Origin of the sequence: Streptosporangium sp. NPDC049046, assembly GCF_040649155.1 — a bacterium.
Lineage (GTDB): Bacteria > Actinomycetota > Actinomycetes > Streptosporangiales > Streptosporangiaceae > Streptosporangium.
Genome location: NZ_JBEZEZ010000019.1, coordinates 25,427 through 38,347, shown reverse-complemented (window position 1 = coordinate 38,347; position 12,921 = coordinate 25,427). Strand labels below are relative to the sequence as shown.

Genomic DNA, 12,921 nt, shown 5'->3' with positions numbered 1-12,921 from the left:
TCCCCGGAATGTCCCGCCTCCGTGCCGTCACCCACGGCAACGGCGCCGGCGGCACTCTGACCGCCTATGACGCACGCTGTCCGGGAAACGGGACCGGCGCTCCCCGGAGTTTTACCCAGGCCCTTCCACCTCGTTATCTTTCGCGGATGTGACTCTTCGTAGTGTCTCCACGTCCGATCCGCAGAGACGAGTAAGGAGAGTGACGTTCGATGCGCGCCCTGTCCTCGATGTTGGTCCTGGCGGCCGCCGGAGCCGTCGCACTGACCGGCACCCCCGCCCACGCCGACGACGTCAACCTGGCCGCGAGGGTCCAGCCGGGCGAGGAGGTGTTCCTCACGCCCGAACTCGTCCCCGGAGCCCGGTACGGCGGAAACGTTCTGGTCAAGCTCGACGAGAACAGCGTGCCCGTCAAGGTGAAGATCGGTAACTGCCGCGGCAAATACGTCGGGTCGGTGCCGATCGCCGCGAACGACCACGCCGCGTACGTCGCCGCCACCACCACCCCGCCCGCCCAGTGCATCCGCTATCGGGTGAAGAACATGGGCAACCAGCCGGCGGCCATCACGGGCACCGGTTACTACTAAACCGGCCCTCCGGGGTGTGCGGGACGGAAACGGCGACCAAGGCCCTTCCCGTCCCGCACACCCCGCTTTTTCTGTTTCCGGCACCGACCCCCGCCCGCGACCGGCGCAGGGCGGCGAACCGATCGTCGGCTCTCGCCTCCACGACCGGCGCGGGGACGCGCTCGCGGTGTGCCGCCACGATCGCCACCCGGGTCCCGAAGGAAAGCGGGGAACGGTCTGAGGGGACGGCGTCCGTTCTCCTGTGACGGATCGTCCACGGGGCACTCCTCGGGATCCGGGTTCATGAGCGATTCCGGCCCGCGATCAGGGCGGCGATTCCGGCCAGGATGCGGTCAAGGCCGAAGGTGAGGGCGTGTGCGGGGTCGGAGATCGCCTGGTGGGCTTCGCCCGCGGCCTGGCCGACCCGGGAGGCGACCGGGAAGCGGGTGCCGTCCATGGTCTTGTCGAGCAGCGGGGCGTTGGACACCCACCACTCGACGTCGGTCATCCCGCTCTCCTCCTGGACCCGTGCCTGGTTGGCGGCCGTTCTGGCGGTGCTCTGCACGTGGCTGAGGACCAGGGCCAGGACGGAGTCCATCTCGACGTCCGTCAGGCCGACGCCGTCCAGCGGGCGTAGCTCGGCCTCGTACTTGAGCGAGGCGTTCGGTCCCAGGGTGGAGCGGGCGTCGATGACCTGCAGCATCCACGGGTTGCGCCGGTAGAGGTCCCAGTTGCGGGCGGCGACGAACTCCAGCGCGCCCCGCCACCCGCCCGGTTGCCGGGACGGGGCGTCCACGTCGTCGTAGAGCTCCCCGTACGCGGTGTCGACCATGAGGTCGACCAGCTCGCCCTTGCCGGGGACGTGGGTGTAGAGGGACATGGTCCCGACCCCCAGCCGCTCGGCGACCTGGCGCATCGAGACCGCTTCGAGCCCTTCGGCGTTGGCCAGCTCGACGGCCGCCAGGACGATCGAACGCACCGTCAGCCCCGAGCGCCCCGGCTTGCTGTGCGAGCCCCACAGCAGCGCCAGGCTGCGTGCCGGGTCGGCGTCGGAAGCTTTCTTCGCACTCACGGGAACAGTCTCCAGATTCTCGGCGTTGGGACCACCGTAGCCGAGCCGTACGGTGTACGGTACGGTCTACGTTCAAGGAGCGCGCAGATGTGGGGCGAACTGCCGGTGAGTGCCGGACGGGAAGACGGGTGCGAAGAGTGAAACCAGCAGACGCGAGGGCGGCCGGACGGGACGCGGCGGCGATCGCCGCCTACGACCTGCGAAAGAACTACGCGGGTGCCGCCGAGGGCACGGGTCTCAACGGATTCGACCTGGAGGTGGCGGCCGGAACGGTCTGCGGCCTGCTCGGTCCCAACGGCGCGGGCAAGACCACGGCGATCAGAATCCTGTCCACGCTGCTGCGCCCGGACTCGGGCCGGGCGAGCGTCGCGGGATTCGACGTCCGTACGCAGGCGCGGCAGGTGCGCGAGCGGATCGGGCTGGTCGGGCAGTACGCGGCGGTCGACGAGATCCTCAGCGGGCGGCAGAACCTCGTGATGTTCGGCAGGCTGAACCATCTGCCCGCGGCCGGGGCGCGGAGGCGGGCCGACGAGTTGCTGGAGCGGTTCTCACTGGCCGACACCGGGGCCAAGCCGGTCGGTGAGTATTCCGGCGGCATGCGCAGGCGGCTCGACCTGGCGGCGAGCCTCATCGTCTCGCCCCGGGTGCTGTTCGTGGACGAGCCCACCACCGGCCTCGACCCGGCCGCCCGCCAGGAGGTGTGGTCGGCCATCCGCGACCTGGTCGGCTCCGGCACGACCGTGCTGCTCACCACCCAGTATCTGGAGGAGGCGGACCGGCTGGCCGACCGGATCACCATGCTCGGCGCGGGCCGGGTCGTGACCGAGGGCACCCCGGAGGAGCTGAAGTCCGCCATCGGCGGCGACTGGCTCGACATCGTCCTCACCGACCCGGCGGACGTGGCCGCGACCGAGGCCCTCGCGGCGCGAGTCGCCTCCGGTGAGATCCACGTGGACGCCGAGTCGCGCCGGGTCAGCATCCCGGTCGCCGAGCGCACCCGGGCGCTCGTCACCATGGCCACCGCGCTCGGTGACGCCGGGATCGAGCCGGTCGACGTCACACTGCGCCGCCCCACGCTCGACGAGGTCTTCCTGCACCTCACGGGTGGCGCCGAGAGCACGACCGCCCACGCCGGGGCGTCCGCGTGAGCACCGTGACCCCGCTCTCCCGCGAAAGGGACCGGACGGACATCGCCGCCGTGCGCCCCGGCGCGGGCGGTCACCGTTCCCGGTGGGCCCCCGCCGAGTACGACGATCCCGATGCGGAGGCATCCGCGTGAGTACCACGATTCCGACCCCCGATGCGGAGGCATCCACGTGAGCACGACGACCCCGACCACGCCCGCCGCCTCCCCGCTCGCCCGGTTCGGCTGGGCGCTGGCCGACTCCTGGACCATCACCCTGCGCGACCTGAGCCACTGGGGCCGTCGCCCGGGAACGGTCGCCGTCGGATGGCTCTTCCCGGTCCTGATGGTGCTGATGTTCGGCGGCCTGTTCGGCGGCGCTATCGGCGTCCCCGGCGGGGGCGGCTACTTCGACTTCCTGATCCCCGGCATGTTCGCGATGACGATGCTCTTCGGCCTGGAGAGCACGATGACGGCGGTCACCACCGACGCGGCCAAGGGCGTGACCGACAGGTTCCGTTCGATGCCGATGAGCGCCTCGGCGGTCGTGATGGGCCGCGGGATCGCCGACATGCTCAACTCGGTCGTCGGGCTGGCCGTCATGATCGGGGCCGGGCTGCTGCTCGGCTGGCGCGCCGGGGGAGGGGTGCCCGACGCGCTGGGCGCCGTGGGACTGCTCCTGCTGCTGCGCTTCGCCCTGATCTGGGTGGGCATCTACATCGGCCTCGTCGCGGGAGGACCGGAGGTGGTGACGTCGGTGCAGATCCTGGTCTGGCCGGTCGGCTTCCTGTCCAGCGTGTTCGTCGACCCCGCCACCATGCCCGGCTGGCTCGGCGCGATCGCGGAGTGGAACCCGCTCTCGGCCACCGCGACGGCCGCGAGACGGCTCTTCGACAACCCCGGCTGGGCGGGGGAGTCGTGGATCGTGCAGAACGCCACGCTCATGGCGGTGGTCTGGCCGCTGCTGCTGATCGCCGTCTTCCTGCCGTTGTCGGCGCGCAGGTTCCGCCGGCTCGGCGGCTGACGGGGCCGGCATCCGAGGCTGTCAGGTCTTTCGGCCGGGGAAAGTCCTGTTTCTTTATGGATCACAACATTTGCCGCCGAGAGAAGATGCTCCGCGTTTTACATCGCCGCTCCGCGTTTTACATCACGGTGACGGAATCCGTCGAGGACTGTAACTGACCGTAGTGAACCTGAGGGCATGAGTGAGACGGAACGGGAACGATCCGCCTCGGGGTGGACGCTCAACAGGGAACTGCTCAACGTCGGCGCGATCATCGTCGCCGCCGGTATAGCCCACCTCGTCATGGGGCTGATAGGGCACGAGAAGTACGGACCGTTCATGCTCGTGCTGCTCGGCGGGGTGCTCGTCGCGGCAGGGCTCGGTCATCGGTTCTACGAGCACCGGCGCCATCACGTTCCCGCGGTCATGGAGGTTCCCATGGTCATGGAGATGGAGTGCGTGAGGTGCGGGGAGGCGCCGGGCGGAGGGGCCTGACGCGGCGAAAGGCGATCCTGGGAAGGCGGAGGGAGACGAAGGCCTCCGCCTGGAGCGCCGACAGGCCGATCCGCGGAAGGTCCCGCGCCGAGGGATAGACGAGGAAGCGGGGTTTCCACAGCGGCTGGAACTTCGCGTTGAACCTGTACAGCGACTCGATCTGGAACCACCTGGACAGGAAGACCAGGACGCCGTACCAGAGACGGAGGATCGGGCCCGCACCCAGTCGCTCGCCCCTGGCGAGCGCGGCGCGGAACATCGCGAAATTGAGCGAGACCACGCTCACACCGAGGGCCGGGGCCGCCTGCAGGGCCTTGACGATGAGCAGGTCGTTGAGGCCCGGGTCGGCGTCGTGGTCACGGCGCATCAGGTCGAGGGAGATGCCGCGCTCGCCCCAGGGAACGAAGTGCAGGACGGCGCGGATGTCCTCACCCGGCTCTCTCCCGTCCTTCGCGGCACCCTTACCGTGCGCGCCGCCCGCGCCGGTCATGCGGCTCGCGCCGCCTTTGCCGCCCGCGCCGGTGGTGCCGCTCGCACCGTTCACGTCGCCCTGGCCGCCCCTGTCGCCGTCTCCGGCCTCCGCGCCGCCTGTGCCGTCCGTTCCGCCCTCGCCGTACTCGCGATCCCCGGAATCCCCGGAATCCCCGGAATCACTGCTCTTCGCGGTGTTTCCTGAGCCCTCGGTGCCATCGGGGGGCCTGTGCGCCGTGACGACGACGCATTCGGCGTCGGCGGGGTCACCGAACCGTCCGAGGGCCATGGAGAAGCCCCGCTCGGTGTCCGTGCCGCGCCAGAAGTCGGCGGCGTGCCGGATCCGGTCCTTCTCCGCCTCGGTGAGGTCCCCGACCCGCCGTACGAGACAGGTGTAGCCCGCGCGCTCCACCCGCTTCACCATCTGCCGGACGTTGCGCATCGCCCTGCCCTCGAGGGTGAAGCCGGCGACGTCGACGATCGCCTCGTCACCGATCTCCAGGGCGGACAGGCGGCCCTCTCTCGTCCAGACCTCGCCGCCCGTCTCGCTGCAACCGATCACGGCGGGCACCCAGGCGTGCCGTTCCGCCTCCTCCATGAACCGCCTGATCGCGCCCGGCCACGCCTCGACGTCCCCGATGGGATCGCCGCTGGCGAGCATGACCCCCGAGACCACCCGGTAGGCGATCACCGCCTTGCCCGTCGGGGAGAACACGACGCTCTTGTCGCGGCGCAGCGCGAAGTAGCCCAGCGAGTCGCGGGCGCCGTGTCCGGCGAGCAGCGCACGGACCGCGGCCTCCTGCTCGGGGCTCAGCTCGGCGACGGGCCTCTCGGGCCGCAGCGCGAGGTAGAGGGTCGTCACCGCGGTGAGCGCGCCGAGACCGAGGAGTGAGAAGTAGACCAGGTCGGCGGTCCGCTCCGAGGAGTATCCGACCGGGCCCTCCACCCCGACGAGGCCGAGCAGCACGTGCTGGAGTCGCTCTCCGGCGCTGGGATCACCGATGATCGTCCGGGGGTGGGCGTTGACCACGACCCAGCCGATGACGATGTCCAGGGCGCCCAGGGCGAGGAGGTTCCACAGCGCCCGCCGGCGGGTCCGGGGGTCGGAGAGGGCGTAGAACTCGCGCTGTCTGACCACGAGCAGGGCGACGACCAGCGTGCTGAGGAGGGCGGTGAAGGGGCGGTGCGAGTGCAGGAACTCGGTGAGGACGCTCAGTGGCAGGAGCACCATCACCGCCTGCCAGGCCCTTCTCTTCCTGCGCCGGAGGCCGTGGGCGAGCATGACGATGAGGATGCCCAGGACGAGCGAGGCGGCCTGGGCGAGCGAGGTGAACGTCCCCGGCAGGAGTCCGGTGAGCTCGCCGACCCGGCTTCTCCTGAACGAGGGCAGCACGGCCCTGAGGATGTCCAGGACGCCGATCGCCATCGCCGCGTAACCGGCCGCGGTGGGCACCCAGGAGCGGGGCGCACATGACCGATCCCTCATGGGAGGACATTAATCGGCGATACGGCTGCTAACTCCATGACAGGGCTCATCGTGGCCGAATCCAGCCCACTTCGTCCGGGCGACTTTGCGTTGCCCGCTCGCGTTCCCGGTTCGTCGCTCGCGCGTGTCCTCGATTTTCCGTCTCACGCGCTTCCAGTGTCTCCTCACCCCGCTCACCCTCTCCCACACCTCTTCTAACCGATTCGTTCTAGATCACGATCTTGAGGGCTTTCCGGCTTAGGATGCCGCCGTGTCCGTGACTCCTGGGATTTACAGAGTGGTTGGAAGCCTGGCGCTTCTGGTCTCGGTGCTCGTGCCGGTTCCGGCGGCCGCACACGCCGCCGAGCCGGCCGCCGCCGCACCCGCCGCCGTGCCTCTCGCTGGGCCTCTCGCCGCGCCCGTCGACATCGTGCTGCCCGGCACCCGGGTCACCGTCAGGGAGGATTCCAAGGACGCGCTCAGAGTGACCTCCTACTCCTTCGGCAAGATGACCTACCTGCGAAGGGGCGCCGGATTCACCCGGCAGGCCGCCTACCAGGAGATCACGGTCGCGCCGAAGGCGACCAAGGCCCTCGCGGTGCCCGCCTCCTACCAGGAGGGCTACGACTCGGTCGTCCTGCTCGACCTCGCGGCCTCCAAGAGCACCAGGATCCGCACGGTGAAGAAGCCGCTCGTCGCGCACTACGTCCACTGGAACCGCAGGGGCGACAAGGCGGTGCTGACCGTCGAGAGAAAGAGCGGATCCGCGTGGGTGACCTCCGGCTTCGTGGTCGTCGACACGGTGGCGAAGACCGCCAAGAGCGTGACCGTGGCCAATGTCGACAAGGCCGCGAGGTTCCGCTGGAGCTCCGACGGTCTCGATGTCGTGGCCGAGTACGCGGGGGGCACCCGCTTCTACGGGCAGGACGGCGCGATCCGCCGCACCTTGGCCAAGACCGGCAGGCCCGCCGGTGGGGAGGACGCTTTCACCCCTTCGGGGCGGAGCCTGATGACCTGGTGCCCCTCCAGTTACACCGAGCACGTCTGCGTCTGGGACCGCACCTCGGGCAAGCTCGTGAACAAGGTGCCGGGCATCAAGCCGAAGGCCCTGTGGGGCTGGTGGGACGAGACGCACTTCATCGCGGTCGTCCCCTCCTCGGGCCACTACCAGGTGGTCCTGTCCACGCTGAAGGGCAAGGTGACGCGGGTCCTGGCGGCCTTCTCCGCCGACGACTGGTCCAACAAGCTCTATCTCGGCTACACCCGGCGGTGACCGGCGGCGTGTGAGACGCCCGCGCACGGGTGCGGTGCGGGCGGTACCGCCGGAGGCGCGGGCCGTGTCATCGGGGTCACCGGAGCCCCCGGAGGGCCGGGGAGGCGGGTGCCGTCGACGGCGCGGGCCGGTGTCGCCGGAGACGGCCGTCAGAGATACAGGCCGGTGCCGTTGTCGGTCTGCGGGGTGGCGATGGCGTGCAGGTCGCGCTCGCGCATCACCAGGTAGACCTGGCCGTGGACCTCGACCTCGTACTGCTCCTCGGGGTTGAACAGGACCTTGTCGCCGACCTTCACCGCGCGGACGTTCTGGCCCGCGCCGCAGACCTCACCCCAGACGAGGCGGTTGGCCATCTTCACCGTCGCGGGGATGACGATTCCGGCCGTGCTGCGGCGTTCCTCGGACTCCTGCTCGATCTTGACCATGACACGGTCGTGGAGCATCTGGATCTCGAATTTCGGGTCACCCACGAGACGAGTTTATGGGAATCGCGGGGGCGTGCTCGCTCGTCCGCGAACTCCGGTCCACCCGAGGCCCACATGTCCGGGTGATTCCGGCCGTGGGAGAAGCGGGAGAACCGGCGGGCGGCAAGACCGGTGACGAGATCATCGGGCCCAGTAGGATCCGGCGTTATGACGTCTCCTGAGCTCGTGAGCGGCTTTCTCGACTGGTATCTGGCGGCGAATCCCTCCTACGCCGCCCTCGCGGGCGCGCAGGGGTACGACAGGACTCTCGGTGACTTCACCGAGTCCGGCATCCTCGCCAGGGAGCGTGAGACGCGTCGATGGCTGGAGCGCCTCCAGCGGGTCCAGGCTCCCGAGAGCCCCGGAGGTCCCGCGGGCCCGGAGAGGCCGGAAAGGTCCGAGAGCTTCGAGGACGAGATCGACCGGGAGCTGGTCATGTCCATGCTGCGCGGCGAGATCGCGTACGAGACGTGGCCCCTCTGGCGGCGCGATCCTTCCGCCTACGTGGGGCCGATCTTCTCCTCGATGTTCGGGCCGTTCCTGCAGCGGCTGTCCCCCGAGGCCGAACTGGTGGACGCGGCCGTCGCGCGGCTGGCCGAGGTGCCGGACGTCATCGCCGCCTGCCGGGCGAATCTCGATCCCGCCCTGGCGGCTCCGCTGCTGGTCCAGCGAGGGCTGGGCCAGTCGCGGACCGCCCGGCGCTTCCTCACCGAGACGGTCCCCGGCCAGGTCGCCGACGAGGCCCTGCGCGCCCGGCTGGCCGCCGCGGCCGAACCCGCGGCGGCGGCCTTCGACGAGCTGGTGGGGTTCCTCGAAGGTTTCCGGGCGACCGGCACCTGGCGGATGGGGGAGGAGCTCTACTCCACCCTGCTGCGGGAGCGGGAGATGCTCGGCTACGGCGCCGGCGAGCTGCGCGACTGGGGACAGGCCGCCTACGACGAGCTGGACGCGCGGATGCGCGAGGTCGCGGCGAGGCTGGACGGCGGTTCCGGTGACTGGCACGCGGTCATCGCCGAACTCCAGGACGACCACGCGCCGACGCTGGAGGACATGCGGGCCGAGTACGAGGCCGAGACGGAGCGGGCCAGGAGGTTCGTCCGCGAGCGCGGCCTGGTGACCTTCGCGCGGGGCGAGGAGTGCAGGGTCGTCCCGTCGCCGGAGTTCCAGCGGCCCATCGTCGCCGTCGCCTCCTACATGTCGCCCCCGCCCCTGTCGACCTCCAGGATCGGGCACTTCTTCGTCCCGTACACCCCCGCGTCCTTCACCGAGGACCAGATCCGCCAGCGGCTCCGTACCAACGCCAGGGCGCAGATGCCCTCCATCGCCGTCCACGAGGCATATCCCGGCCACCATTGGCACCTGTCGTGGGTGGCGGACAACCCCCGGCGAGCCCGCAGGCTGTTTCGCACCCCGTACTTCGCCGAGGGCTGGGGCCTGTACGTCGAGAAGCTCATGCACGAGCAGGGGTACTTCACCACCCCGGCCCAGGAGCTCGCCCACCTCGACTTCAGGCTCTTCCGCGCGGCCCGCATCGTCGTCGACACCTCGCTGCACTGCGGCGACATGACGATCGAGCAGGCGGAGGAGTACATGACCACGAGATCGTCGCTCACCCCCGGCACGGCGAAGGGGGAGGTCGACCGCTACTGCGCGTGGCCCACCCAGGCGCCCTCCTACCTCACCGGCGCCCTGGAGATCGACCGCATCCGCGACGACTACCTGGCCGCGGGCCGCGGCGACCTGCGCGCCTTCCACGACACGCTGGCCGGTTCGGGCGGGCTCCCCCTCGGACTGGCCCGCCGGGTCGCGCTGGAGGGCTGAGCGGCGGGATCGTTCCCAGTGGACGTCTCCTGACCCTGACCGGGTTTTCCTGGGCCGAGACGGTTGTTCCCCGCCGAGGGTTTCCCGGTCAACGTTCGGTGCGGGGCCATTAGGTACGGGCGGGGGCGCGGCGGCGGGTCTCGGGGACGATCAGCGGGGTGCCGCTCTGCGGATCCTCGATGATCTCGCAGCGCAGTTCGAAGACCTGCTCCACCAGCGCGGCCGTGATGATCGAGGAGGGGTCGCCCTCGGCGACGATCCGGCCGTCGCGCATCACGATCAGGTGGGTGGCGTAGCGGCAGGCCTGGTTCAGGTCGTGCAGTACGGCGACGAGGGTCCTGCCCCGCTCGTGCAGGTCGGCGCAGAGGTCGAGCACCTCGATCTGGTGGGCGATGTCCAGGAAGGTCGTCGGCTCGTCGAGCAGCAGGATCGGCGTCTCCTGGGCGAGCGCCATCGCGAGCCAGACCCGCTGGCGCTGGCCGCCGGAGAGCTCGTCCACGCAGCGCTCCGCCAGTTCGGTCACGTCGGTGGACTCCATCGCCGCCGCCACCGCGACCTCGTCCTCGCGGGACCACTGCCGCATCAGCCGCTGGTGCGGGTAGCGGCCCCTGCCCACCAGGTCGGCGACCGTGATGCCGTCGGGCACGATCGAGCTCTGCGGCAGCAGGCCCAGCCTGCGCGCCACCTCCTTGGACGGCAGCGAGGTGATCGCGGCCCCGTCCAGGTGGACCGTCCCCGCGCGGGGTTTGAGCATGCGGGCCAGGGCGCGCAGCATGGTGGACTTGCCGCACGCGTTGGGGCCGATGATCACGGTGAACGACCCGTCGGGGATCGTGACGTTCAGGTCGCTGGCCACCACGCGCTTGTCGTAGGAGAGCGTCAGGTCGGTGCCGTACAGTCTCAACGTCGTTCCCTCCGGAGTAGAAACACCAGGTATATCCCGCCGATCGCGGCGGTCATGATCCCGACCGGTAGCTGCACCGGTGCGAAGACGCGCTGTGCGGCCAGGTCGGCGCCGACCAGCAGGGTGGCGCCGGTCAGCGCCGAGGTGAGCAGGGTGACGCCGGGGGAGCGGGTGATCCGGCGGGCCAGTTGCGGCGCGGCCATCGCCACGAAGATCACGGGTCCGGCGGCGGCGACGGCGACCCCGCACAGCAGCACCGCGACGGCGATCGCCGTCGCGCGTACCGGCTCGACGCGGATGCCCGCGGCCTTGGCCGCGTCGTCGCCCATCTCCATCATCCGCAGCGGGCGAGACAGCCAGGCGCAGACGGGCAGGAGCACCGCCAGCGCGTACGCGACCGGGATCGCGTGCTCCCAGCCGCGTCCGCTGAGGCTGCCGGTGATCCACGCTCCCGCGGTGGCGGCGTCGTTGATGTCGGCGCGGGTGAGCATGTACCAGTCGGCGGAGACCAGCAGCGCGCCGATCCCGATGCCGACCAGGATCAGCCGGTAGCCCTGCACCCCGCGCCGGTAGGCGAGGGCGTAGACCACCAGTGCGGACAGGACGCACCCGGCGAGGGAGGCTCCGGCGATCTGCCAGGCGGTGCCGCCCAGGATGACGGCGGCGATGCCCCCGGTGGAGGCTCCGGCGGTGAAGCCGATGAAGTCGGGGCTGCCGAGCGGGTTGCGGGTGAGGCTCTGCAGGATGGCGCCGCTCAGCCCGAACGCGGCGCCGACCAGCAGGCCGGTCACCACGCGCGGCGCCCGCAGGCGGCTCACGATGAGTTCGGCGACCGGAGGCCCCTCACCGAACAGCGCGGCCACGATGTCGGGGATGGGAACGGTGAACTCGCCGGTGGACAGCGCGACGAGGCTGACGGCCAGTCCCAGGAGGGTGACGGCGGCCCCGGCGGCGAGGCCGCGCGGTGGGAGCCGCAGCGACCAGGAACCCAGGCGCAGGGCGGCGGGTGTCCGCGGTGAGCCGTTCGCGAGGTGGGAGGTCTCCGTGGCGGGTGCCGTCCGTGAGGTGACTCTCAGGAGAGGGTTCGTGCGGCGGGCCTTCGGGGTGTCCGTCCGCCGTGAGGTGATCTTCATAGCGCGGCGAGCCTCCGGCGGCGGGCGAGCAGGATGAACACCGGGGCGCCGACGACCGCGCACATGATGCCCACCTGCACCTCGCCGGGGGCGGCGACGACCCGGCCGAGGATGTCGGAGCCGAGCAGCACCACGGGGGCGAGCACGAGGGTGTAGGGCAGGACCCAGCGTTGGTCGGGGCCGGTGAGGGCGCGCACCGCGTGCGGCACGGCCAGGCCCACGAACCAGAGCGGTCCGGCGGCGGCGGTGGCGGCTCCGCACAGCAGGGTGACGGCGATCGCGGTGAGCCCGCGCGTGCGGGTCATGTTCACGCCGAGCGCGCGTCCCGCCTCGTCGCCGAGCGCGAGGGCGTTGAGCGGTTTGGCGAGCAGCAGTCCGAGCACCAGCCCGGCCGCGAGGAACGGGGCGAGCCGTATCGCGACGTCGCCGCTCACCCCGGCCAGCGAGCCGGTGAGCCAGAACCGCATCCGGTCGAAGGTCGCGTTGTCGCTCCGCAGGATCGCCGACGCGGCCGCGTTGAAGACCATGCCCAGTGCGACACCGGCGAGTGTGAGCCGTACCGGCCCGCCCCCCGAGCGCCCGGCGGAGCCGAGCGCGTAGGCGAGTGCGGCGGCGGCGGCCGCACCGGCGAACGCGAACCAGACGTAGAGGGAGGGGTCGCCCACCCCGAGCAGTCCGATCGCGACCGTCACCCCGAACATGGCGCCCTGGTTGACGCCGAGCAGTCCGGGGTCGGCGAGCGGGTTGCGGGTGAGGCTCTGCATCAGCGCCCCGGCCAGGCCGAGTGCCGCGCCCACGCCGATGCCGATCAGGGTCCTCGGTACGCGAAGTTCCCTGATGACCGTGTGGTCCGGGGACCCGTCGGGCGCGAGCAGCGCGTCCAGGACCGTGGACAGCGGGACCGAGCGCGATCCCACCGCGATACCGACCATCGCGAGCAGCACCAGCACGGCCAGTCCTGCGAGCAGCCCGGCCACGAGCGTCACCGGGCGCCTGCTCGGCCCTCCCGCTCGCCCGGGACGCGGCCCGTCCGGTTTCCCGGGCGTCTCGGACGCGGCCGTGGTCACACCGGCCCTGCTCACCAGGTACCCCTCTTCTTCGGTAATGCTTAGGCAAGGCTAATCTAACGTAGGA

At 70.8% G+C, this 12,921-nt stretch carries 13 protein-coding genes; 7 read left to right on the top strand and 6 right to left on the bottom strand.

From position 1 onward, the window contains the following. Positions 1-209: 209 nt before the first annotated feature. Positions 210-584 carry a hypothetical protein gene (locus AB0B96_RS25770; protein WP_362902522.1) on the top strand — a complete coding sequence of 125 codons (375 nt, stop codon included), beginning with the start codon at positions 210-212 and terminating at the stop codon, positions 582-584. A gap of 280 nt (positions 585-864) precedes the next feature. Here AB0B96_RS25770 and AB0B96_RS25765 read toward each other — a convergent pair whose 3' ends face one another. Then, complete coding sequence (locus AB0B96_RS25765; protein WP_362902520.1) at positions 865-1,635, bottom strand: TetR/AcrR family transcriptional regulator; 771 nt, start codon at positions 1,633-1,635, stop codon at positions 865-867. A gap of 197 nt (positions 1,636-1,832) precedes the next feature. Here AB0B96_RS25765 and AB0B96_RS25760 point away from each other — a divergent pair, with 197 nt between their 5' ends. The 4 genes from AB0B96_RS25760 (at position 1,833) to AB0B96_RS25745 (ending at position 4,256) form a co-directional block, all read left to right on the top strand. Further along, positions 1,833-2,783, top strand: coding sequence for an ATP-binding cassette domain-containing protein (locus tag AB0B96_RS25760; RefSeq protein WP_362902783.1), 951 nt, complete (start codon positions 1,833-1,835; stop codon positions 2,781-2,783). Further along, positions 2,780-2,914 carry a hypothetical protein gene (locus tag AB0B96_RS25755; RefSeq protein WP_362902518.1) on the top strand — a complete coding sequence of 45 codons (135 nt, stop codon included), beginning with the start codon at positions 2,780-2,782 and terminating at the stop codon, positions 2,912-2,914. Before AB0B96_RS25760 ends, AB0B96_RS25755 begins: the two co-directional genes overlap by 4 nt. A gap of 37 nt (positions 2,915-2,951) precedes the next feature. Beyond that, the gene (locus AB0B96_RS25750) at positions 2,952-3,782 is read left to right on the top strand and encodes an ABC transporter permease (RefSeq protein WP_362902516.1); all 831 of its coding nucleotides are present in this window, start codon (positions 2,952-2,954) and stop codon (positions 3,780-3,782) included. 177 nt (positions 3,783-3,959) lie between these two features. Further along, complete coding sequence (locus tag AB0B96_RS25745; RefSeq protein WP_350947364.1) at positions 3,960-4,256, top strand: hypothetical protein; 297 nt, start codon at positions 3,960-3,962, stop codon at positions 4,254-4,256. Here the strand turns inward: AB0B96_RS25745 and AB0B96_RS25740 are convergent. Then, positions 4,204-6,213, bottom strand: coding sequence for a phosphatidylglycerol lysyltransferase domain-containing protein (locus AB0B96_RS25740; RefSeq protein ID WP_362902514.1), 2,010 nt, complete (start codon positions 6,211-6,213; stop codon positions 4,204-4,206). The two genes, AB0B96_RS25745 and AB0B96_RS25740, sit on opposite strands and share 53 nt — an antisense overlap. A gap of 277 nt (positions 6,214-6,490) precedes the next feature. On the opposite strand from AB0B96_RS25740, the gene AB0B96_RS25735 reads away from it, so the two are divergent. After that, on the top strand, positions 6,491-7,465 hold the full coding sequence (locus AB0B96_RS25735; RefSeq protein WP_362902512.1) for a hypothetical protein: 975 nt from the start codon (positions 6,491-6,493) through the stop codon (positions 7,463-7,465). Positions 7,466-7,614: 149 nt separating this feature from the next. On the opposite strand, the gene AB0B96_RS25730 is transcribed toward AB0B96_RS25735, so the two are convergent. Continuing rightward, positions 7,615-7,935: a co-chaperone GroES gene (locus AB0B96_RS25730; RefSeq protein WP_350947367.1), complete on the bottom strand. Its 321-nt coding sequence runs from the start codon at positions 7,933-7,935 to the stop codon at positions 7,615-7,617. 162 nt (positions 7,936-8,097) lie between these two features. Here AB0B96_RS25730 and AB0B96_RS25725 point away from each other — a divergent pair, with 162 nt between their 5' ends. After that, positions 8,098-9,750 carry a DUF885 domain-containing protein gene (locus tag AB0B96_RS25725; RefSeq protein WP_362902510.1) on the top strand — a complete coding sequence of 551 codons (1,653 nt, stop codon included), beginning with the start codon at positions 8,098-8,100 and terminating at the stop codon, positions 9,748-9,750. Positions 9,751-9,859: 109 nt separating this feature from the next. On the opposite strand, the gene AB0B96_RS25720 is transcribed toward AB0B96_RS25725, so the two are convergent. Genes AB0B96_RS25720 through AB0B96_RS25710 form a run of 3 tightly spaced genes read right to left on the bottom strand, consistent with a single transcriptional unit; the run spans position 9,860 to position 12,869 of the window. Continuing rightward, on the bottom strand, positions 9,860-10,654 hold the full coding sequence (locus AB0B96_RS25720) for an ABC transporter ATP-binding protein (RefSeq protein WP_362902508.1): 795 nt from the start codon (positions 10,652-10,654) through the stop codon (positions 9,860-9,862). Then, entirely contained in the window at positions 10,651-11,787 is a 1,137-nt protein-coding gene (locus AB0B96_RS25715) for an iron chelate uptake ABC transporter family permease subunit (RefSeq protein ID WP_362902506.1), read from the bottom strand. The genes AB0B96_RS25720 and AB0B96_RS25715 overlap by 4 nt, the downstream gene beginning before the upstream one ends. Continuing rightward, the gene (locus tag AB0B96_RS25710; protein ID WP_362902504.1) at positions 11,784-12,869 is read right to left on the bottom strand and encodes an iron chelate uptake ABC transporter family permease subunit; all 1,086 of its coding nucleotides are present in this window, start codon (positions 12,867-12,869) and stop codon (positions 11,784-11,786) included. The genes AB0B96_RS25715 and AB0B96_RS25710 overlap by 4 nt, the downstream gene beginning before the upstream one ends. Positions 12,870-12,921 lie beyond the last annotated feature (52 nt).